We start from the raw sequence: 22,797 nt of genomic DNA on the forward strand, positions 1-22,797 counted from the left end.
CGATTACTGATTATCCTTCTTTTCTTTTAACATCTTGAGCATCTCATTTTTACGCATTTCTAACTCTGCAATTTGCTGGAGTAAAAGTCCTGAAAAATCACATTCAAGCTCTTCCGTTTCTCCACTGTTATACCAATCTAGAGCTACTATATGATTGTCCTTATCAAAGCAGAAAATTACATCTCCATCACCAATTATAGACAGAAATGGAATATAATCAACAAATCCTAAATCATGTAATTCCTTGGTTTTAATTCGAATGTCTAAGAAGTCTGGGATGCCATTTGCAATTCCCAAGACCTTAATACCTCGGCAGAAGGTCCAAAAAGGAGCTACGTCATATGTCTTGGCTCTTGGCCATAGCTCTTCTCTGACTTCCATAAAGAGGCCTCCAAGAGCTGACATGGTGAATTCTCTAAAATCTTCTGGCAGAGAAATGCCATATTGAGTTTCAAAATCCTGAACATCTTCTTCCGATGGTTCATTGCCCATACAGGCGACAACTTGATAAGTGTCCTTATCATAGTGACGAAAATAATCATAAACTTCCTTGAGCGCCATTATTTTAATCCTTTTTTACTCAGAAATATAAACCACAAATCCATCTGGTAAGATGATTTGTTGTCCCTCCTTAACCTGACAATGACTAGACAAATCAACTGAATCTCTGTCCAAGACAAAATTTTCCTTAGACTGATTAAAGATAGCTTGAACTTCTTTTCGTTCGTAGGTCCATTCCAAGACAATAACATCTGGTTTCACTTCTTGCAAGCTATATGAACCATGCTGAATAATGCTTGCAACTTCCTTACGGACTTGGATTAATTTCTTCATGAAATTCAGCATATCATTGTCCTCAGACACGCGGTCCCAAGGCATGACACGACGGCAGTCAGGGTCTGGTCCACCTTTTAGTGCCAGCTCTGTTCCATAATAGATACATGGAGTTCCTCGCTGAAGGAAGAGGAAGGTTAGGGCAGCCTTAACATGCTGGATATTCCCATTGGCAGTTGTGAGGATGCGCTCTGTATCATGAGAATCCAGAAGGTTAAACATCACTTCAGCAATTTGTTGCTTGTAGTACATAGACTGGCTGTTGATTTCTGAAATAAACTGATCTGTCTTTTTATGCTGACGCAAGAAATAGTCTTTGATACTTTCAGAAAGAGGGTAGTTCATAACTGCATGAAACTCATCCCCTTTTAGCCAAGGTTGAGACGTGTGCCAGATTTCACCTAAAATATACAAATCAGGCTTTTTAGCCAGAACTGCCTTTCTGAAATCTCTCCAGAACTGGTGGTCAATTTCATTGGCAACGTCCAAGCGCCAAGCATCAATATCAAAATTCTCAATCCAATAGGTCGCAACACTTAAAAGAAATTCTTTAACTTCCGGATTGGCTGTATTTAACTTAGGCATATAGCTAGCAAAGGCAAAGGTATGATACGGTAGTTCTTTTGGCTTCTTCAGTTTATCCTCAGTAATTGGAAATTCTTGAATATGGAACCAATCCTTATAAGCTGACTTTTCTCCATTCTTCAGAACATCTTGCCACTGAGCCGACTGATAACCGATATGGTTAAACACCGCATCAAGCATGATCTTAATGCCACGTTTATGAGCTTCCTCTACTAGATTACGAAAGACTTCCTTGTCTCCAAAGTGACGGTCAATCTCAAAATAATCCGTGGTATCATATTTGTGATTAGTTGTAGCTTCAAAAATCGGACAGAGATAGAGCCCAGTGATTCCTAGGTCTTTGAGATAGTCCAGATGGTCGATAATTCCTTGCAAATCTCCACCAAAAAAGTCATCTCTACCCGGGGAAATCTCTGCATACCACTCTCTAGCTCCATCTGGAGTTAGGTCAGGATTTCCATTGGCAAAGCGTTCAGGAAAAATCTGATACCACACAGCTTCTGAAACCCAACTAGGAACCTGGCAACCATCGATTTCGTGAATGTAAGGAAGTTTAAAGCCATTTCCATCAGCATCCAAGTTTTCTTGAGTATATTCTACACAACCCTTATCACCATAGTAGACAACCTGGTCTTCTGTATCAAGAAGTTCAAAGAGATACTGAATCCGTGCAAAATCAACAGACACTGTAACCTGCCAATAATCAAATAAAGCATCTGAGGTTACTTTTGTCATTTCCTTCTTGGCTTCATACTTATCCTCAATGAAAATAAAGGGATCACCATAATACAAAATGACCTTTTGAATATCATCTTTCTTTGTTCTGATTCGGATATGCAACTGATTTTCTTTATAAAGATAAGCATACTCTGATTCTGGTCTATGATAAATGGCTGTTAATTCCATGTCTTGTCTCCTATAATCAATAAAAACGCAAACGTTTTCATAAACGATATTTCTAGTATACTACTTTAAGAATTGATTTGCAATACTTGGTCAAATTTCACAAAAAACACCCCAAGAGCCAGTTTTTTAGACTAACTTTTGAGGTGTGAGTGAGATTTTACTTATAATTAAAAGTCTCCCCAGCTAACTTATCTGCTAACTTAGGAAAGAGAGTATAAAATTTATGGGCTAAATTTAGCAAGGCTGGGAGATTGAGCTCGCGTTTGTTTTTGCCTATGGTCTTAACAATTTTTTTAGCTACTGCATCTGGCTCGAGTAGGAAACGGTCAACGGACTTAAGATAGGTCCCATCTGGGTCAGCCTGGTCAAAAAACCCTGTACGGATAGGTCCTGGATTAACAGTCGTCACATAGACACCATAGGGCTTGAGCTCTAGGCGAAGAGCATTTGAAAAACCAATGGCCGCAAACTTGGTCGCAGAGTATAGACTAGACTTGCCAGTTGCTATCAAACCTGCCAGACTGACGATATTGATGATATGTCCTTTTCGGATTTCCTTCATACGAGAAGCAACCAAACGAGACAGATTCATCAAAGCAAAGGTGTTAACCTCAAACATCTGATGAATATCTTGATTAGAAATCTTATCGAAATCCTCAAAAATCCCATATCCTGCGTTATTAATCAAAACATCAATCTTTCCATATCGTTCGTAAAGTTCAGCTACTAGGCTTTCTATAACTTGAGCATCGGTAATGTCAATCCCAATCAATTCTGCATGTGGATGATTTCCGTATAGTTGAGCTAGTTTTTCCTTATTTCTGCCGAGTAAGATGAGTTGGTCATCTGGTAAGAGTTTGACCATTTCTTGAGCTAGACCTCCGCTAGCTCCTGTTATGAGAACAGTACGCATACTTTTCCTTTCTCAATCTTCTAGATTTCCACTTCTTCCAAATCTTTAACTACATGGACATTTTCAAAAATCGTTGCCGCATCTTTCTTAAGCTGGCTAATATCTTTTGAAAGGAAGCGAGCACTGATATGGTTGAGCAAGAGTCGTTTGGCTCCTGCTTCTATTGCAACCTGTGCAGCCTGCATATTGGTTGAGTGGCCGTGATTGCGAGCAATCTTCTCGTCTCCCTTGCCATAAGTAGACTCATGGACAAGAACATCCGCATTGACACCAAGACGCACACTAGCATCCGTTTTTCGAGTATCACCCAAGATAGTGATAATCTTACCAGGGCGTGGGGCTGAGATATAGTCTTCTGCCTTGATCTCGGTGCCGTCTTCTAGGATGACATCCTGACCGTTTTTGATTTTTCCAAAGAGTGGTCCAAAAGGTACACCAGCAGCCTTGAGCTTCTCAGCATCCAGAGTGCCTTCTAGGTCCTTTTGAATGACACGGTAGCCCACACAGAAAATAGTGTGATCCAACTCTTCCGCATATACTGTAAATTTATCTGTTTCAAGAATCTTCCCTAGAGAAGCTTGGTCAAATTCATGGAAATGAATCTTATAGGGAAGGCGTGAACCTGACACTCGTAGGCTGGTCAAGACAAAAGATTTGATGCCTTGGGGACCATAGATTTCCAAATCTGTTTGCTCTTCATTGGCTTGAAAGGCACGACTAGAAAGAAAACCTGGCAATCCAAAAATATGGTCTCCGTGCAAGTGGGTGATAAAGATTTTGCTGACCTTACGTGGTCGAATTGTAGTTTCCAGAATGCGATTTTGCGTTCCTTCTCCACAGTCAAAAAGCCAAACTTCGTTAATCTCGTCCAAGAGTTTCAGAGCGAGACTTGAAACGTTGCGGGCTTTAGAGGGCTGACCAGCCCCCGTTCCTAAAAATTGAATATCCATTCGATACTTTCTAATTAATCAAAATATAACATAGCGGTGCGGTTTTCTGAGCGGTAATAAAACTTGCCAGAGAAAGATTTAGCTTCTTGTAGCAAGTCCTCTTGGCTGTATCCTTTGAGACGCTTGCGACCACCTGCCAAACTTTCCAAATCTGTCAAAGCTGTAAGATTTTCGACTTTAACAACATCCTCTTCTCCGACAGCCTTCAAGTAAATCTTACCAGACTCCTCAAAGACGAGCTGATGAGGAAAAATTTGCGCAATCTCAAAAAGTAAGTCAGCAGTGATGACTTCCTCAACTTCTGAAAAAATGCGACCAAGGCCTTCTCTCTCATAGCAAAATCCAAAAGATTTGCCTGATAGATTGAGGCGAATAAAGGGTTTGCTTTCTTCCGTGAAACTTGGCTCAACATTGTATAGATTCAGCTCCTGACTTACTTCTGCAAAATAATCTGTCGCAGCTTGAGGACTCTTTTTCTGGTAGAGTTCTGCAAAGTAAGCATTGACCACACTTGGTGGAGGAGTGATGAGAGCTAGCTGCTCCTCTTCAGACCTACCAGCTAGAAGCTGGTCCAAATAGACCTTGTCTAGACTTGTATAGCCACCATACTTGAGTGCTAAAGTTTTGATATCAGTCATAAAATTCTTCTAATCTCCATTTATTTTTCTCAGAAATGTAGCCTCTGATGACTTCGCCGTCATCTTGGTAATCACGTTCTTCTAGGATAGCGACACTTTCTAAATCATGAATCTTGTAAGACTTAGAAAAAGGAACGCGCAAAGTAAAGGGTTCAAAAATGTCCTTGATCTTATCTAACAACAAAGCCTGCAACTGTTCGCGGCTATTCTCAGACTTGGCAGAAATCAATGCATAAGGCGTTTGAGTCGGCGTGAAATCCTCCACCAAATCCGCTTTATTATAAAGGGTCAAACGAGGAATATCCTCCATATCCAAATCTTTCATGATAGACAGGACTGTTTTTTCATGTTCCTCATGGTAAGGATTGCTGGCATCAATAACATGAACCAGAAGATCTACATGCTTGCTTTCTTCCAAGGTCGACTTGAAACTAGACACCAACTCTGTCGGCAAATCTTGAATAAACCCAACGGTGTCAGTCAAGGTAACCTGAAGATTGCCCTCCAGATGAATGCTCTTAGTTGTCGCATCCAGAGTCGCAAAGAGCTCATCCGCCTCATACTGGGTCTTACTGGTCAAGGTGTTCATGATAGTTGATTTCCCAGCATTGGTGTAGCCAATCAAACCAATCTTGAAGGTGCTTGACTCCAAACGTTTTTCTCGAACTGTCGCCCGATTTTTCTTAACGACTTTGAGTTGACGCTCAATATCTGTGATCTGATTGCGAACACTACGACGATTAAGCTCCAACTGACTCTCACCTGGACCACGGGAGCCAATTCCCCCTGCCTGACGGCTAAGCATTATTCCTTGACCAACTAGACGAGGCAAGAGATACTTGAGCTGAGCCAAATGAACTTGAAGTTTCCCTTCATGGCTTCGAGCTCGCATGGCAAAGATATCCAAAATCAACTGCATACGGTCAATAACCTTGACCCCTAGAACTTCTTCTAAATTGACATTTTGACGAGGTGTCAGACGGTTGTTGACAATGACTGTCGTGATTTCCTCTGCGTCCACCATTTGAGCAATTTCTTCCAACTTACCAGAACCGACGAAGGTCTTGGAATCGTATTTTTCACGTTTTTGTCTGTAACTATCGACTACAACTGCCCCTGCCGTTTTAGCCAAACTAGCCAGTTCTTCCATGGAAAGGTCAAAATTATCCATGCCCTGGAGTTCAACACCAATCAGCAGGACACGCTCTTCTTTTTTCTCCGTTTCAATCATCTAAAAACTCCTCAATCTGGCTGAAAATACGCTCTTTCACACCAGATTCTCCAATCTGATAAAAGGTTACCTGCATGCGGTTACGGAACCAGGTCAACTGACGCTTGGCAAAACGACGAGTCGCCTGCTTGAGACTATCACTAGCCTCCTCCAAACTTTGCTCCCCTCTAAAATAAGGAAAAAGTTCCTTGTAGCCAATCCCTTTAGCAGCCTGCACATCTGGATAATGCTCAAACAACCACTTGGCTTCATCCAATAATCCAGCCTCAAACATCAAGTCCACACGATGGTTAATCCGTTCATAGAGTTGACTACGCTCATCATCCAGACAAATAATCAGAGCTTCATAAGGGCTCTCCTGATTTTCCAAATCTTGACCAAAATGGGCAATTTCCAAGGCACGCATGGCACGACGACGATTAAATTGGGGAATTTCAAGGCCTGCTTGCTCTAGGAGCTGGGCTAACTCCTCATCTGAAAAAGGCTCTAGACTAGCACGATAAGCTAAAATGTCCTCATGTGGTGTCTCCCCACCTAAATGATATCCTTCTAGCAGACTCTGGATATAAAGACCTGTCCCACCAGCAATAATAGCAAGTTTACCACGACTTTGAATATCCTCGATGGCTACCTTGGCTTCTGAAACAAAATCAAAAGCCGAGTAAGACTCGGTTACATCTCTCACATCAATCAAATGATGAGGGACAGTTGCCTGCTCCTCCGGACTAGCCTTGGCAGTCCCAATATCTAGGCCTCGGTAGACTTGTTGGCTATCTCCACTAACTACTTCTCCATTAAATCGCTGAGCAACTTCAATGGCAAGTGCAGTCTTTCCAACAGCTGTTGGACCAACAATCACAATTATTTTGTTTTTCATCGTTTTTCCTTGAAAAATTCCCATTTTTTCGTTACTATTATTATATCACAAAATGGACAGGCAGAAAAATGCTATTTCTTGAGCTAATTCTGCCTGATATATAAATTAAAGGAGGAAGACTAATGGCTAAAGGATTTGCTAAAGGTCTCGTAACAGGTGTTGCAGGAACTGTTGCTGCTGTTGCAGGTGCAGTATACGCATTCAAAAAGAAAGTGATTGAACCAGAAGAACAAAAAGCAGCTTTCATTGAAGAAAACCGTAAAAAAGCAGCTCGCCGTCGCGTATCACGTTAATAAACAAAAAAGAAGTTGTTTTTTCCAACTTCTTTTTTTGTTCTTAAATAGCTAGGTCAAACTTCAACTGCGGTTTCACTGGATCGTAGTCAACCAACTCAAAATCTTCTGCTTTAATATCAAAGAAATTTGTCTTGTCTGGTACATTTAAGACCAAACGGGGGTGACAATTTGAAGGTTGACGACGGAGCAATTCCTGAGCTTGTTCAAATTGATTGTCATAGATATGAAGATTGTTGATAAAGTAGAAGAATTTTCCAACTTTCCAACCAAAGTGTTTGGCAATCATCATTTGAAGAGCCACATACTGCATGGCATTGATGTGGTGAGCTACCAGCATATCATTAGAACGCTGGGTCAAGGTCGCATCTAGATAGATTTCCCCATCCACACGACGGACATCAAACATGGTCTGAAAGGCACATGGAAGGAGGCCATCTGTCTCCTCAAAGGCCTGATAATCCCAGAGAGAGATGATATTGCGACGGTTCCAAGGATTGGATTCCAACTGTTTGAGGATTTTATTGATGATGTCGTGCTTCTTAACCACAGCCCCATAACGCTCCCCAATAGTACCTGTGTCTCCCACTTCCCAATCATTCCAGTAGTAAACATTGTACTTGTCATTGAGAACTTCTAGACTATTTGACTGGTCTTGGTAGATCCAAAGCACTTCCTTGATAGCTGATTTGATAGCAATGGGACGCAAGGTCGTGATTGGAAATTCACCCTTAGACAAATCATACTCCGCAAAAGCACCCGTTACGTACTTAGAATTGGCCACAGTGCCATCCTTATACTTTGGACGAGCTTGTTCTGAAAAGACGCCTTCATTGAGAATTCGCTCAATATTTTCTTTAAAAATCTTATCTGCTTTTGTCATTTACCCTTACCTCAACTTTTATTCTTAACTAGTATAGCATAAAAAAAGAAAGGAGGAAAATCACTCGCTTAAAGATAGTGATTTTCTCCTTTTAATTCTTATTGCAAGACAAGAGATGCTGCTCCGATAACTCCAGCGTCATTTCCTAGAGTCGCAAGAGCCAATTTAGTGGTTGTGCGAACTTGTGGGAAGGTATTTTCGTCATAAACCTTTTGCACGCCTTGAAGAAGGAAGTCTCCTGCAGCTGATACTCCTCCACCGATAACGATAGTTGATGGGTTTAGGATAGAACCAATATTGGCACATGCAATACCCAAGTAACGTGAGAAGTTGCGGTAAACGATCAAAGCAAGGTCGTCCCCTTCTTTTGCCAAATCAAAGACAGTTTTAGCTGTTACTTCTTCTCCGTCATCAATCAAGCGTTTCAATTCCGCATCGCCTTCGTACTCATCTGCATAACGACGAGTCAAGTTAACAATCCCTGTAGCTGAAGCTACTGTCTCAAGACAGCCTTTTTTACCACACGTACATGCGATTGGTTGGTCAAAGTCAACTGTGATATGTCCAAGTTCACCTGCAGCACCAGCAACACCGTGGAGCAATTTCCCTTCTGCCACGATACCGCCACCAACACCTGTACCAAGTGTCATAAAGACAACGTCTGGTTGGTTTTCACCAGCACCCATCCAACGCTCACCAAGAGCAGCTACGTTGGCGTCATTGTCGATAAAGAATGGAATACCCAAGGCTTTTTCCATTTTTTCTTTGATTGGTTGAAGAGTTTTCCAGTTGAGGTTATAGGCACCGATAACAGTTCCTTTTTCACGGTCAACAACACCAGGTGAACCCATACCAATTCCACGAAAATCTGCAGCAGACAATCCAAGCAAGCCCAAACGGTATTGAATCGATTCAATCATATCGTCTACGATATGGCTTCCTTCATCCAAAATGTTAGTCTTGATAGACCATTTTTCTTGGATTTCTCCTTCCAGCGTTAAAATAGCAAACTTGATAGATGTCCCACCAAGGTCAATCCCAATAATCTTTTGACTCATCTTTTTCTCCTTATTATCAATTGAAAATGCTTACAGTACTAGTATAACAAAATCTGCCAATCAGTGCAAAGGTTTGCATTGATTTCCCAAATTTTTTCTATTCTATGGTTTCCACAAACCAGAGGCGTCTACATAGTAGCGTCCGCCATCAACTCGCTCATTTTTTGCCATTTTACCATCTGATTTGAGGTAGTAGTTTCCTTGCCATGCATTACGAGCATAAGATCCATCTGATTTTAAATAGTACCAAGATTGGTAAGAAGAATCATAAACCCACTCACTCTGAGCCATTTTACCATTTGACTTGAGGTAGTATGCACCTTGCCAAGCATTATGCGCATAAGATCCATCTGATTTGAGGTAATACCAGGCTTTGTAGTAAGAATCATAAATCCATTCACCCTGAGCCATCTTACCATCTGATTTGAGATAGTAACTTCCTTGCCAAGTATTGCGTGCATAAGAACCATCTGATTTGAGGTAATACCAAGCTTGGTAATAGTTATCGTATACCCACTCATTCTCAGCCATTCTTCCATCTGATTTGAGGTAGTAAGCACCCTGCCAAGTATTTGTTACTGGTTTCCCATTTTCAGAAAAATAGTACCAAGATCCATTCTGACGAACCCAGCCACTTACAGCTGCTACACTAGGGGTAGGTGCTGCACTATCAGGTGATACACTATTATTAGCTTGAGATGCACTTGTCTTTTTCTCTTTTAACACTCCCTTTGGTGCATTCTTAGATTCACAAGCGATTCCATCATGATCCTTATCCAGAGTAGCAGAATAACCTGGTTCTCCCTTATGAATATCTGCATATCCATTCTCCCAAGCTTCCTTACAGCTCGAAAAATGGATACTTTCATCTGCCACAACAGGTTGTAAAAACAGAGCAAGGACAGGTAAAGAAACTAGGCCTAGTTTTAATAAATGACGTTTGTTCATAATTTTCTCCTAAAATTATAATATCAATATCAATCTCAATATTATTTTATCAAACTTGTTTCAGCAATTCAAGAAAACTTCTAGTTATTTCTGCAAACTCTTTTGGTTTGGCCCTATTCAGAACATGAGGTCCATCAGGAATAATCTGAATCTGAGAATTTGGAATCAGTTGTTGCAGACCTTTCATAGACTTTAGATTAGGCTTATCCTGACTACCACAGATTAACAAAGTGGGATAGGAACAATTCTTTGCAATCTCTCTTAAATCAAGTGTTTTTAATTCTTCAGATACTCCAACTAAAAGCGATTTGTCTGCTCCCTGCTTCTCAAATATCCTTTTTGGGAGTAGTTTAAATATCAGAGATTGAATATAAAAAGGGATATTTCCCGCTAGTTTCAATGGACAACCTGATAAAATTAAGGCCTGAAGATTTGGTATCTCAAAACTTGAAAGCTCCAATGCAAGTGCAGCCCCTAAAGACAAACCGACTAGGACAAAAGGTTCTGTTCCCATTGATAAGTGCTGATAAATGCGTTCCTTGGCTTCTTGATAGGTCCCAACTCCTGCAGGAAATAAGTCCAGTGCTTCAGAGGGATAATCTATCAGCAAATCCTGAACTTCTTTCCAACTATCTGCCGACTGTCCCAAACCGTGTAAAAATATTAGTTTCATTTAGTGCTCCTTTACTGACAACTCATACAAGCCCCTAACTGCATTGCAGCCATAGATAGCTTCTGCTTGTGCCAAATCTTCTATGGTAAAGACCTTCTCTTCTACCTGCTCGCTTTCAAGTAAATGCTGACGATAAATTCCTGGTAACAGGCCTAGCTGACTAGGAGGTGTATAGAGCTTGCCATCCATTTTTAAGACCAGATTCCCAATAGAGGTTTCAAGCAATTTTCCATCAACAGTGTGATAGATGATTTCCTGATTTCCCATTGTCAAATGTGGTCGGTGTGTGGTTTTAAAGTAGGTAAAGGCCTGCTGTAAATCAGCTCCCTGTAGACAAAGTTTGGCTTTACAGAAGATAGAGCTAAGTGGTGTTAATACTTGTCGATTGATTTCTATCTTTCCAGACTTGTTGAGACTGATTCGCAAACGGTAGTCTTGATGAAGGTCACAAGCCTGGCACTCCTTCTCGAACTTTTGTCTCAAAACTTCTAGGTCAAATGGAAAGGCAAAATAACGACTAGCCTTTCGCAGTCTTTCTAGATGTTGGTTTAAAAAGAGTAATTTTTTCTGGCTAATTTTACCTGTCGTAATTAGTTGAAAACGAGGCTGTTTTCGGTAAAGAACAGCTGCCTTTTGCTGGACTTCACGGTATTCTGACTCCCAAGTACTATCCCATGTAATGCCTCCACCGACTCCATAGATGGCTTGCCCTCCATGCAGTTGAATGGTTCGAATGGCGACATTGAAAATTCGTCGTCCATTGGGAAGTAAGAGACCAACAGTCCCACAGTAGACTCCTCTAGCTTGTGGTTCTAAGTTCTTGATAATTTCCATGGTCGCTATCTTGGGAGCCCCAGTGATGGAGCCACATGGAAAGAGAGAACGGAAGATTTCTACTAGATTAACATCCGATCGTAACTGACTCTTGATGGTCGAAGTCATCTGCCAAACCGTTGAATACTGTTCCACCTGGCATAAACGTTCCACATGCTCACTCCCTACCTCAGACAGACGATTCATATCATTGCGCAAGAGGTCGACTATCATCATGTTTTCTGAGCGATTTTTGGGATCTTGTTCCAACCAAACTGCCTCTTTCAAGTCATCATAGTCATTCAAACCACGTTTAGTTGTCCCCTTCATAGGACGAGTGGTCAACTCACGACCATTTTGCTCAAAAAAGAGTTCTGGACTCATGGAAATCACTTCCATGTCGTCGTGCTCTATGTAAGCATTGTATCCCGCTTCCTGCTCAACCACCATGCGATTGTAGATAGCAAAAGGATTGGCAGACAACTCCTGTTCGAGTTTAACAGTATAGTTGACCTGATAAGTATCGCCTTGTTTTAAATGATGATGTATCTGGTCAATAGCCTTTTCATAGTCCTCTGCAGAAGTGATTTCCTGCCAGTTTGACGGCAAATCTACGTCCTCATAAGTCAGAGGGATACTTGATTTTTCTACACTTTCATGAACGGTGAAATAGAGGAGATACTCTCCTAACAAGGGACCTGAGTGTACTACTAATTTTTTCTCAAAAGCAGGTGCAGCCTCATAGCTGACATAACCCACCACATAATATCCCTGTTCTTGGTAGCTTTCCACTTGAGCTAATAAGTCCGTCACTTCTGCTAAATCTCTGGTTTTTAACTCTTTGATAGGCTTAGTAAAGGTGTATCGCTCACCCAAAGCCCTAAAATCAATCACTGTTTTTCTATGCATATCCTAAGTATACCATAAAAGCCAGACCCCAACAGGAGATCCGGCTTTTTTATGATTGATTGCTTTTAAGATATAACTCACTCTACATAATCCAACAAATATCCATAACCCTTTTCTTCCATCTGATCTTTAGGAATAAAGCGAATGGATAGACTATTGATACAATAGCGTAAACCTCCCTTGTCCTGAGGTCCATCTGTAAAAACATGTCCTAGATGGGAATCACCAGTTCTACTTCTGACTTCTGTTCTGACCATATTATAAGACTTGTCTTCCTTGTAGGTCGCAACATCTGGGCTGATAGGCTGGGTAAAACTTGGCCAACCACAACCCGATTCAAATTTATCTTTCGAAGAAAAGAGTGGTTCACCAGTTGCTACATCCACATAAATACCTGATTCAAATTTATCCCAGTAACGATTTGAAAAAGCACGTTCTGTTTGACCGTTTTGAGTCACTGCATACTCCTCTGGAGATAGGAGCTTTTTCAATTCATCGTCACTCGGTTTTGGATATTTACTCGCATCAATAACAGGATAGGCTGCTTGATTGACATTGATATGGCAATATCCATTAGGATTTTTCTGGAGATAATCTTGGTGATAGTCCTCAGCCACGATAAAATTTCTTAAGGCTTCCTTTTCAACCGCTAGAGGCTGGTCGTATTTCTGAGCAACTTGATCAAAGACTTGATTGATAACTTCTAGGTCTTGCTCGTCCTTATAGTAGACACCAGTCCGATACTGGGTTCCCACATCATTACCCTGCTTATTCTTGCTGATTGGATTGATAATACGGAAATAATGGAGCAAGATTTCTTTTAATGAGATTTGATTGGCATCATAGGTCACATGAACAGTCTCAGCATGCCCCGTTTGGCCAATCAATTCATACTGAGTTGTTTCTCCTCTGCCATTCGCATAGCCAGAAACAGCATCTGTCACACCTGCTACTCTTGAAAAATACTCTTCGACACCCCAGAAACAACCTCCAGCTAGATAGATATCATGTAGGTCAGCATTTTTATCTGGCTCCGTTTTTTTCGTGACTTTTTGCCCTTGACTAACTGCTGCCTTCTCGATTTGAGAGGTATCGGTGTAGCTTGCGCTCCTTTTTTCCAAAAGAAATAAAATTCCGATGATGATGCAAATGATCACTCCAATTAAGAGTATTGTTTTTAATTTATCATTCATAATAAGCCTCTAATTCATAGTCTTTAAATTCTCTAAAATAGTTTCTTTGTCCATAAAACCAGATTGAGTCTTCACCAATTTTCTTTCTTTATCAATAAAGGCCTGAGTCGGATAAGAACGGACTCCGTAGCTTGCTAAGAGTTTTCCCGAAGGATCAAGAAGGACAGGAAGATTTTTATAGTCCAATCCTTGATACCATTTTTTGAAGGCTTCTTCTGCTTGCTCACCTTTTTGACCAGGAGAAACCACTGTCAAGACAACATAGTCATCGCCTGCTTCTTTTGCAAGTTCATCGGTATCAGGGAGGCTAGCTAGACAAATAGAGCACCAAGATGCCCAAAATTTGAGATAGACCTTTTTACCTTTGTAATCCGATAGGCGATAAGTTTTACCATCAACTCCCGTGAGTTCAAAGTCTGGAACTAGTTCTCCTTTTTTTGCTAGCTGAGAGGTAACTTGCGCATTTTTGTCTCCATTTTGTTTATCAGCCTCGCTCGTCGTCTGATTTTTACAAGCCGATAGACAAACCAGACTAGCGCAAACCAATACAGTTGCTTGCCATTTTTTCATCTTCATCACCTTTCTAGCTCATCATATGAATATAGATATTTACTTTGTAGTTCTATTATATACCTAGCATCCTAAAAATACGTGAAATCTGTTTGGAAAATAAGGCATCTTTTTGGGGCACAAAAAACTCCCACCTGCTTAGCAGACGAGAGCTTTCAACTTTTTATCTATGTTTTTCTTATAAAATCTTGAGGATATTGTGCACGCGCTCCTCCGATTAGTTTTGGACGACTAGCGAGGGCAGTTACGTGGGCTTGCCCGATTGATTTCAAAACTGGACGTATCGGCACTTGAACATGTTTGACATGCATGCCAATAGCCGTATCTCCAATATCAAGACCTGCATCAGCTTTGATAAATTCGACTTCAACTGGATCTTTCATATAGCGAAAGGCAGCCAATTGGCCAGAACCTCCAGCGTTCAGTGTCGGAAGAACACTAACAATCTCAAGATTATATTTGATTGCAACCTCTCGTTCTACTACCAAGGCCCGATTGACATGTTCGCACCCTTGAACTGCTAGGTGGATTCCTCTAGCTGATAAGATTTCTAAGATTCTTTTAACAATTAATTCTCCAATTTCTTGACTAGAAGACTTCCCGATGTGTTCTCCTATCACCTCACTAGAAGATAAGCCCAAAACAAAGAGAGCTCCCTCCTGGAGAGAAGCCTTTTCCAGTACATCTTCTAGGATTTCCTCTACCTCTTTTTGTAAATGTTCTTGGTCCATACTTTACCTCGCTTACTTCCTTCTATGATATCGTTTTTTTATCATTTAATCAAGCTGGGAACATGGTCCTACTTCCAATAGACTGTTCCATATTATTCAAATCGAAAAAGACAGAGAAATTCTCTCTGCCTCATTTATAAACATAGTTATACTTTTTGAAGTCCTTGAACAGCATCATGATTGATGATGACTTGTCCATATTCTTGAAGGACTGAGCGACTGATATCACTATCATCCGCAAATTCGCGCATCCGTGCCAATAACCAAGCTGGATAAAGACTTGGATGATCCTCTACATCTACCAAAACTGTTAGATAATATTGGTCATTCATTTTGTAAAGTTCTGAAGTCTCCATTTGGTAATCGACTGTCTTTGCAAAAGAGACCAAACTAGTTAAGTCGTCAAATCGTAAGATGTAATAGATATAAGGTTCTCTTTTTCCTTCTTCAAGTTCAGAAATTTCCTCAATCGCTGCTTCCTCTTCTTTTTCAACCTGTTCTAAAGATTGAATAGCTTCAATATCTTCTTTTGTTTTTTCTGCCATGGTTTTTTCCAATGTTTTCAGAAACTCATCTGGAGACATTTTCGCCAACTCATCCATATCTGGAAGATCTGCTAAATCCTCAAAATCCAAGTTCTGGTCAATCTTAGATTTCGTTACAAAGACATCAACCTTGTCAGGCTTCGGTGTTACTCGGAAGCTAAGCATTCCTGTATCTAAAAAACTGTCTGGCATTTCTAGCTCATCCAAGATTGCATAGAAAAACTCTTCTGTTTTTTCTTGTGGAACGAGAAAGTCAGCGATTTCCATTCCACGATCCATCAAATCTTCTAGAGACATCGTGATTTTTAAAGTCGTATCACTGATTTGTTTCATTTTCATAGTTCGTAACCTCATACTTTCAGTTCTATCTATTATACAAGATTTAAATGATTTTATCAAAAGAATGGCGTTGGAATTGAGTCTAAAGATGCTCACTTGATGAATCAAGCGAGCATCTTTAGAACATCTATCTAGCCTATAAAATGTTTATTTTCGATAGGCTTTTATACTATGGCTATACCACTCCTGCATTTCTTTTGATGGCGGAGTCATATAATCCCCATACATCTGTGTTAGAAAAGCATCATAGTTCTTTGGAATAGGTACCATCCGACCTTCAAACTCTGTTAAAATCAGTTCTTTTAAAGTTCCTGCTGGAAAGACTTCTTTCATTTTTTCTTTCCCAACTCCAATGGCTCCTTCATATGCAGGATTTTCTGTCACACTATTTTTAACTAATTGATCTATTTTCTTATAGAAATATCTCGGATTAACAAGTCTAAGAGGATACCAGATACACAAACGAAGGAAATCTTTTAATTTGCTATCTCCGTGTACTGCACGTTCTTTTTTGATATAGGCAAGCTGACGCAAGGCAACATATTTATAGCTCTTATCAACGATGCTCAAATCTGAAAAATGATCGATTGGAAAGACATCAATAAACAAACTCGTATCATGACGCTTATATTTTACGTTATCTTCAATAACTGTTGATGTATCAAGAATAGCTGCAAAATTATGGAAATACCATGAAGAAGTATCGTAAGAAAGAACTCGATAAATAGGATGATTATCTTCCTCAATCGCTTTTAATAGACGCTCATAGTCTTTTCTATACAGTGAAATATCGATATCATCATCCCAAGGAATCATTCCCTTATGACGAACAGCTCCCAACATGGTTCCATAGCTGAGGAAATAAGGAATGTCATTTTTTTTACAAATTTCATCAACATAGTCCAGAATACCTAGTTGAATTTCTTTAATTTCATTTTTTTCTAAGTACTGCATTTAATCCTCCAATTGATAGGCTTCAAATTCGTGACTATAAAACTGTTTTTCTTTTGGTGGGAGAGTCATATAATCACCATAATACTGTTTCAAAATAGTATCGTATTGTTTCGGTGCTGAAAGCATCAGATGTTCAAAAGGAACTTCAATTAAATCTTCAAAAACTTCTTTGGCAAAAACTTCTTTTTCCTTAAACTTGGAAGGAATAAAAGCGATATATTTCCCATCTTTTACTCTATACTTTTGAATTTGCTTTTCAATTTGACTTGCAAAATAACGGGGAGAAATAGGACGAAAAATAAACCAGAAGAAGGTACGAATCAAGTCTTTTAACTTGCTATCTCCATAAACAATATTCTTATGTTTACTGAAAGACAATAATTTAAAGCTTTCCAACTTATAGCACACATCGATAACTTTAGGATCATTGAAAGAATCCATTGGAAAAATATCAATGAAAATTCCAGATTCATAAGTTTTCGTATTTCGAGTATCTTCTATTTTTGTTGTCGTATCTACAACCTTAATAAAATTATTATAGTATCTTTCATCAGTTTCTAATGCTAAAATCTTATACTTAGACTGCTCTTGATTAAATAACTGGATAAAGCGTTCGTAGTTATCTCGTGTCATAGAGAGGTCTATATCATCATCCCAAGGAATAAAACCTTTGTGACGGATAGCCCCAATCAAGGTACCATAATTAATAAAATAGTTAATATTATGCTTCTTACAAAAAGAGTCAATATAGGCTAAAATATCAAGCTCAATCTGCTTAGCTTCTTCAATGCTTAATTTTCTCATCTAATCCTCCTAAGATTTTTTTATACGTCTTTTAAGCGAAACAAAATGTCCTAAAAATTCATAAAAGATACTATCTTTTGTCCAAACAAGTAAACTAATATAGCTAATTGCCGATAAAAAGATAATAATCAGCATATTGATTAAGAAGGATAGGTTGATAACCATTTTAACTGGATAAACAAGATTAACTAAAAAGTAGATAGGAACAAATGTCGATGCGAAAAGAGAATAACGTAGAGTATATTTGAAAATATGTCCTAAACTAATGAGCTTAGTCTTATGAATAAAGATAACATAAAGAATTAGTAGAAAACTTTCTGATATCATAGTCGTAATCAGATAATACTCTGGTGTAATAATGTTATTAAAATAGAGAAGACTATCCATAACTAAATTCAATCCACCAGCAAATATCGTATAAACCGTAATTCTTTTTTCAAATCCATTTGTAAAAAGAATTTGAGATCCTAAAATCGTATCTAGGGCAAGAATAATGGTACGAAATGCAAAGAGGGATGTTAAGATTCCACCACCAATATATTTTTCACTACCATATAAAAGGATTGCATAGGGTCCTAAAATCATCAAGCCAAAACTAAGAGGGATGATGAAGAAGTTAAAAATCCGACTTCCTCGATTCACCAAATTTACATATTCTTCTTTTTTCCCGATTCCTAGATAATAGCTCAAGCGAGGGACACTGACTCCAATCGCACCTGTAACTACACCAGCAATGACAGTCACAATGCGTTGTGCGATTGTATAGTAGCTGACATTTACATCAACTCCAGTTTTTACCAGAAATAGACGATCTAGGAAAGTAAATAACATATTGGCATTTGCAAAGATTAACATGGCCGTCAAAGGAAGAAAGAGAGGCTTAAATTCCCCCAAGGAAACCTTTACAAATTTGATATCTTTCTTAATCCAAAAATAACTAATAAGATAATTAATGAGAGTTGATAGACTCATAATTAGTGTATACACAACAATATCATGCTCATTTCTTACAAACACAAAGATGGATACAAGCATGAGAACACGTATGAAAGCTGTTTTATAAAATAAAAAACTATAATTTTCAAGCGCCTCATTGACCCATTCGATTGAGAATATTTGAGCAATCAGCTGAACTCCCATTACCAAAAAGATTTTTTTGATAACAGGATTGCTATTAAAGAATAAGGGATAGGAGAACAGATAGACAATACTTGTTAAAATCGTACAAACTACACATAAATAAAAAAGGCTTGAAAAGACTTTATTTAGTTCTCTTTTATTGTCTTTTACATTACTAATAGCACGAAGTCCGTAACTATAGACTCCATAGGTCGCAAAAGGCAAGAAAAAAGACAGAATAGTATCGACAGAGTTAAAATAACCATAATCTGTACGATCTAAAACACGCGCGACATAAGTACCCGTCAAAATTGGAAAAATGATATTTAAAACACGAATACCCATATAAGCCAGGGCATTTAACTTAATACTTTTCATTCAATTTACCTCGTTGATTTATTATATCATAAACTTAGTTAAAAAGCCTACTTAGCTTAAAATCCTATTTCTTACTCGATGATGATCGGTGAAAAAAAGAGGAACCTTCAGTCCTCTTTTTCTGTATTCTTAATTTTTCCTTGATGATTGATATTAGAGCGCAAAAGCAATAACACCTAAAACAGAACGATTGAGATTTCTCACTTCTTGCAAACTTTCTTCAAATTTCTTATAGCGAGTGACACCATATTCTTCTACAAATAGTACATTCTCAAATGCTAAAAGTTCTTTGACATTCTGCAAATTAACAAACTGAACTCCTTCAAGATTCAACTTGTATTCTGACTTCAATTTATTCAAGATATGATTATCTGAACTTACAATTGCTAATGGTTTGCCTTGGCACATATAACTTAGGAGTTCAGAAAGATTTTCAACAGTGGTAATAGTTGAAACGAAATCTACTTGATAAGCAGAAAAATCACCTGCACGGTTGATAGTTGGATTAAAGAGATATACTAGGATATTTGCTAAAATAACTAAGACTACACAGAGGACACCAATAATCACTAAGCGTAAGATAAGGTTTTTCAAGTTAAATCCAAGCGCAACTTCTCCATTCGGAGTCAATTCTGTAGAGTTAACTGTTTCAAGTTTTTCAATTTTAACATCTGTAAAAGTAGACTTAAACTTATCAATCAAAGAGTCAAATTTGCTTTCAAGGAAATCATTTACTTCCTTACTTGGAGTTAAAATTTTAACAGTTACACCTGCATCATCAATTAATGGATTGATCGTTAATTTTTTTGTCCAATAGTCACTTGCAGAATTTTTTAATGCTGTTTCTGTTGTATCTAAATCATTTGCGATTTCTTTCATTTTAGCAGAATCAACATCGTTGAAAAGAAAGGCACCGTTTAGATTACCATCAATTAGTTTTGCATAGAAGTCACTATAGCCACCAACTTGATGATTCAAAATTGTTTTTGATGATTCTTCTGGAGCAGTTATCTTATAGGTAATATAAGTTGAATAGCTAGTAGAATCTTTGACTGTATTTTTATTTTTAACAGCTTTTAAAGTAAATGGTACAGCTATGAGAGCAAATAAGGCTAGTAAAGCTAGTAAATTCACTTTACGTTTTTTATAAAGATTTGCAAACAAATCAGCTACAGAATAATGTTCAAACATGTATTTCCCCTTTTTTGATTAAGTGATGATTTTCTTTTGTAAGCATTTTTGCTACGAAAATGATAAGAAGTACGATTGCCCAGAACTGCATTGTAAAAAGGTTAAAGAAACTTTCTGAGAAACTACTTCTAGGCATAAAGAATAAATTATTCAAGATTAACAAAGATAAAGCAAATAGGATTGGTCTTGAGCGATAAGCTACTTGTAGCATAGCTATAAAGAGCATACCAAGTAACAAACTTAGTAGAAATAGTCCCAACATACCATAATCAGTATACAATTCCATGATGTAACTACTTCCAATCCCATGCCCTTTTAAGTATTCTTTATTTAAAACGAGATAGGACAGATTATGGGCGTAACTATTACTGTCAATCGCTAGTTCGATACTATTTGTCGTATGTTCAAATGGTTTAGCACCGAAGATGATTCCAATACTACCTCTTGCAAAATAGTCGACAATCGGACCAAAAGTGAAATTACGGAAGTCTCTATACGGAAGACTACTATTGTACAAGAATCCTCTGGCTAAAACTCCAAAACTAGTTCCTTGTTTATAAATGAAATCGAGTAATAGATCAAAAACTCCACTATGGGACACTTGAGCATTATCACGAACATAGTTTAGTGCTCCCATCGCAAGCATGAGAACAGGTGTCCCAAGATAAATGGCTATTTTTTCTTTGAAACCAATCCATTTACCTTTCTCCGTTTGTTCACGCATAAAGTAGTATACAAAGGCAAAAATCAAACTTAGAATGAAGGGATTTCTGGTACCAATCACTAAGTGGATTAAGTTAGCTGTGATAAAAGCTACTAATACCATTGTCGCATGTGACTTTTTAGGTTTTGTCGCTAGGTACACACACATAGCATAAACTGTGAAAGTCGACAAGATATAAGTAAAGTAGGGCAGTTGACTTTCAAAATTTGCATAATAATTGTAATAAGAAGTTTGCAAACGGAATAGCAAGCGCTCAAATAGTCTAAGGAAATAAAAAGGATAGGTAAGCAAAAATACACTCAATGAAACAAATCGCAAATTTTTTACATAATTGACATTTGATTTTTTTTCCACTCTTACATCAGTTTTGCTGTTTCGAGTAAAATAATAACTTGCTATAAAGCCACCTACTGTCAGTCCTAAAATGGATACGATAACAACTAAGAAAGCAAATCGATAAGCAATCGGTTGATAGGTATCTAGTGCTCCATTCCTGAAATAATCAATAGTAGGTCTAGAAACCAAAAATATAAAAATTGTAATAAAGAATATAAAGTGAATCAAATAATATTTGATATTATTCCAGCAAAGTAACAGACTACTAATTAAAAGTAAAAGTAAAGTTGTCAGTAGTCCAACGTTATTACTGGTGAACAAATAAGCAAAACCGCTTATTATGGTTATGATATAACTAAAAATTGTAACAGTTAGCAACATTCGTTTGCCATCAATCATCTCTACCCTCCTTTTCTAATTAATTTTTTTCGATTGCTCAATATTTTTGAACAATAATATTCTATACAATCTTACATTTACAAATAATGCTAAAGCACTAATACGTCTTCCTTTTCTAAAAATGGTATTTTTGAAAATAGCAAAGGCATGTTTTTTCAAATAACGATAAATTCTTGGATAGTCTTTAAACTCTTTGAAATTATCATCTAAGAGCATCTTATCTAAAATAAAGAAATGCGCATATGCAAGTCTAAAGAAAGCTACTTCTGTTAAGCTTGGATAGTCTTTAACCACTTCATTATAAAATTTTTGATAAATATCAATGTAGGCTAAATCTTTTTTCGCATATGGTTTGGTAGTAATACTGTCTCCTCGGTGGAAATAGTAATAGTATGGTTTGGTATTTACAACATACTTTTTAGCTACTTTAATGAGATCAAAATGATAATAGGCATCTTCATAAATCAAGCCCTTTGGAAAACTTAACTGTGTTGCAATCTCTTTCTTGATAAGTTTGTTACAAATAGTACCAGGTATTTTCTCACCAATTAAATATTCTCTAAGGAATGTTTCAGTATCACATACAAAATAATCATCCTGGTTTTCAGTTTGGGGACTCTCACTATTGGCATAGACATTCATAACCCCACAGCTGGAAACGTCAGCATCTTCTTTGATTAATTGTTGATATAAGCTAGCAATCATTTCAAGATGAATGTAATCATCCGAATCTATAAAAATAACATAGTCCCCGTGCGCTTGCTTCAATCCATCATTTCGAGCTTGAGATAAGCCTTCATTTTCTTTGTGATAGACCAAAACTCTTTCATCTTGCTCAGCAATTTGTTCACACAAGCGACCACTTTCATCTGTCGATCCATCATCAACAAGAATAATTTCGAGATTTTTATAGGTTTGTTGCTGAATGGATGCTATTGATTTTTCAAGGTATTGCGCCACATTATAGACTGGAACAATGACACTAATTAATGCAGTTTCCATG

23 protein-coding genes are annotated in these 22,797 nt (G+C 38.1%); 1 reads left to right on the forward strand and 22 read right to left on the reverse strand.

Annotation, left to right across the window (positions count from 1 at the left end; genetic code table 11):
* Positions 1-3 precede the first annotated feature (3 nt).
* The 7 genes from ACTO1Y_RS04035 to miaA all read right to left on the reverse strand — a co-directional run bounded on the left by ACTO1Y_RS04035 (position 4) and on the right by miaA (position 6,934).
* A complete protein-coding gene (locus tag ACTO1Y_RS04035) occupies positions 4-561 on the reverse strand; it encodes an SMI1/KNR4 family protein (protein WP_441348436.1) in 558 nt (185 codons plus the stop codon).
* A 15-nt stretch (positions 562-576) separates the two neighbouring features.
* Complete coding sequence (locus ACTO1Y_RS04040) at positions 577-2,325, reverse strand: glycoside hydrolase family 13 protein (RefSeq protein WP_441348437.1); 1,749 nt, start codon at positions 2,323-2,325, stop codon at positions 577-579.
* Between the two features lie 157 nt (positions 2,326-2,482).
* On the reverse strand, positions 2,483-3,238 hold the full coding sequence (locus tag ACTO1Y_RS04045; protein WP_441348438.1) for an SDR family NAD(P)-dependent oxidoreductase: 756 nt from the start codon (positions 3,236-3,238) through the stop codon (positions 2,483-2,485).
* A gap of 20 nt (positions 3,239-3,258) precedes the next feature.
* On the reverse strand, positions 3,259-4,188 hold the full coding sequence (gene rnz / locus ACTO1Y_RS04050) for a ribonuclease Z (RefSeq protein WP_441348439.1): 930 nt from the start codon (positions 4,186-4,188) through the stop codon (positions 3,259-3,261).
* A gap of 14 nt (positions 4,189-4,202) precedes the next feature.
* Positions 4,203-4,826 (reverse strand): cystathionine beta-lyase, encoded by a 624-nt coding sequence (locus tag ACTO1Y_RS04055; RefSeq protein WP_441348440.1) that lies wholly within the window; start codon positions 4,824-4,826, stop codon positions 4,203-4,205.
* Positions 4,819-6,057, reverse strand: a complete 1,239-nt coding sequence (gene hflX, locus ACTO1Y_RS04060; protein WP_441348441.1) for a GTPase HflX — start codon at positions 6,055-6,057, stop codon at positions 4,819-4,821. Before hflX ends, ACTO1Y_RS04055 begins: the two co-directional genes overlap by 8 nt.
* Complete coding sequence (gene miaA, locus ACTO1Y_RS04065; protein ID WP_441348442.1) at positions 6,050-6,934, reverse strand: tRNA (adenosine(37)-N6)-dimethylallyltransferase MiaA; 885 nt, start codon at positions 6,932-6,934, stop codon at positions 6,050-6,052. The genes hflX and miaA overlap by 8 nt, the downstream gene beginning before the upstream one ends.
* A 122-nt stretch (positions 6,935-7,056) precedes the next feature.
* Between miaA and ACTO1Y_RS04070 the strand changes: the two genes are divergently transcribed.
* Complete coding sequence (locus ACTO1Y_RS04070; protein WP_001051780.1) at positions 7,057-7,227, forward strand: DUF3042 family protein; 171 nt, start codon at positions 7,057-7,059, stop codon at positions 7,225-7,227.
* 43 nt (positions 7,228-7,270) lie between these two features.
* Here the strand turns inward: ACTO1Y_RS04070 and ACTO1Y_RS04075 are convergent, their stop codons facing one another.
* The 15 genes from ACTO1Y_RS04075 to ACTO1Y_RS04145 form a co-directional block, all read right to left on the reverse strand.
* Positions 7,271-8,110: a thymidylate synthase gene (locus tag ACTO1Y_RS04075; RefSeq protein WP_441348443.1), complete on the reverse strand. Its 840-nt coding sequence runs from the start codon at positions 8,108-8,110 to the stop codon at positions 7,271-7,273.
* A gap of 98 nt (positions 8,111-8,208) precedes the next feature.
* On the reverse strand, positions 8,209-9,168 hold the full coding sequence (locus ACTO1Y_RS04080) for an ROK family glucokinase (RefSeq protein WP_441348444.1): 960 nt from the start codon (positions 9,166-9,168) through the stop codon (positions 8,209-8,211).
* 102 nt (positions 9,169-9,270) lie between these two features.
* Positions 9,271-10,116 carry an excalibur calcium-binding domain-containing protein gene (locus ACTO1Y_RS04085; RefSeq protein WP_441348445.1) on the reverse strand — a complete coding sequence of 282 codons (846 nt, stop codon included), beginning with the start codon at positions 10,114-10,116 and terminating at the stop codon, positions 9,271-9,273.
* Between the two features lie 49 nt (positions 10,117-10,165).
* Positions 10,166-10,789, reverse strand: coding sequence for an alpha/beta fold hydrolase (locus tag ACTO1Y_RS04090; RefSeq protein ID WP_441348446.1), 624 nt, complete (start codon positions 10,787-10,789; stop codon positions 10,166-10,168).
* Positions 10,790-12,511, reverse strand: coding sequence for an aminodeoxychorismate synthase component I (pabB, locus tag ACTO1Y_RS04095; protein WP_441348447.1), 1,722 nt, complete (start codon positions 12,509-12,511; stop codon positions 10,790-10,792).
* Between the two features lie 77 nt (positions 12,512-12,588).
* Complete coding sequence (gene msrB / locus ACTO1Y_RS04100; protein ID WP_441348448.1) at positions 12,589-13,704, reverse strand: peptide-methionine (R)-S-oxide reductase MsrB; 1,116 nt, start codon at positions 13,702-13,704, stop codon at positions 12,589-12,591.
* A 9-nt stretch (positions 13,705-13,713) separates the two neighbouring features.
* The gene (locus ACTO1Y_RS04105) at positions 13,714-14,274 is read right to left on the reverse strand and encodes a TlpA family protein disulfide reductase (protein WP_441348449.1); all 561 of its coding nucleotides are present in this window, start codon (positions 14,272-14,274) and stop codon (positions 13,714-13,716) included.
* Positions 14,275-14,441: 167 nt separating this feature from the next.
* On the reverse strand, positions 14,442-15,005 hold the full coding sequence (locus ACTO1Y_RS04110; RefSeq protein ID WP_441348450.1) for a TIGR01440 family protein: 564 nt from the start codon (positions 15,003-15,005) through the stop codon (positions 14,442-14,444).
* 146 nt (positions 15,006-15,151) lie between these two features.
* Positions 15,152-15,889 (reverse strand): adaptor protein MecA, encoded by a 738-nt coding sequence (gene mecA, locus ACTO1Y_RS04115; RefSeq protein WP_006150176.1) that lies wholly within the window; start codon positions 15,887-15,889, stop codon positions 15,152-15,154.
* A 147-nt stretch (positions 15,890-16,036) separates the two neighbouring features.
* The gene (locus ACTO1Y_RS04120) at positions 16,037-16,843 is read right to left on the reverse strand and encodes a LicD family protein (protein WP_195183746.1); all 807 of its coding nucleotides are present in this window, start codon (positions 16,841-16,843) and stop codon (positions 16,037-16,039) included.
* Entirely contained in the window at positions 16,844-17,647 is an 804-nt protein-coding gene (locus ACTO1Y_RS04125) for a LicD family protein (protein WP_254726312.1), read from the reverse strand.
* Positions 17,648-17,656: 9 nt separating this feature from the next.
* On the reverse strand, positions 17,657-19,144 hold the full coding sequence (locus ACTO1Y_RS04130; RefSeq protein ID WP_441348451.1) for an oligosaccharide flippase family protein: 1,488 nt from the start codon (positions 19,142-19,144) through the stop codon (positions 17,657-17,659).
* A gap of 153 nt (positions 19,145-19,297) precedes the next feature.
* A complete protein-coding gene (locus tag ACTO1Y_RS04135) occupies positions 19,298-20,335 on the reverse strand; it encodes a prephenate dehydratase (RefSeq protein WP_441348452.1) in 1,038 nt (345 codons plus the stop codon).
* Entirely contained in the window at positions 20,328-21,794 is a 1,467-nt protein-coding gene (locus tag ACTO1Y_RS04140; RefSeq protein ID WP_441348453.1) for an O-antigen polysaccharide polymerase Wzy family protein, read from the reverse strand. Before ACTO1Y_RS04140 ends, ACTO1Y_RS04135 begins: the two co-directional genes overlap by 8 nt.
* Before the next feature lie 15 nt (positions 21,795-21,809).
* Positions 21,810-22,796: a glycosyltransferase family 2 protein gene (locus tag ACTO1Y_RS04145; RefSeq protein ID WP_441348454.1), complete on the reverse strand. Its 987-nt coding sequence runs from the start codon at positions 22,794-22,796 to the stop codon at positions 21,810-21,812.
* Position 22,797: the final 1 nt, after the last annotated feature.

Origin of the sequence: Streptococcus sp. V728, assembly GCF_052077995.1 — a bacterium.
Taxonomy (GTDB): Bacteria; Bacillota; Bacilli; order Lactobacillales; family Streptococcaceae; genus Streptococcus; species Streptococcus infantis_B.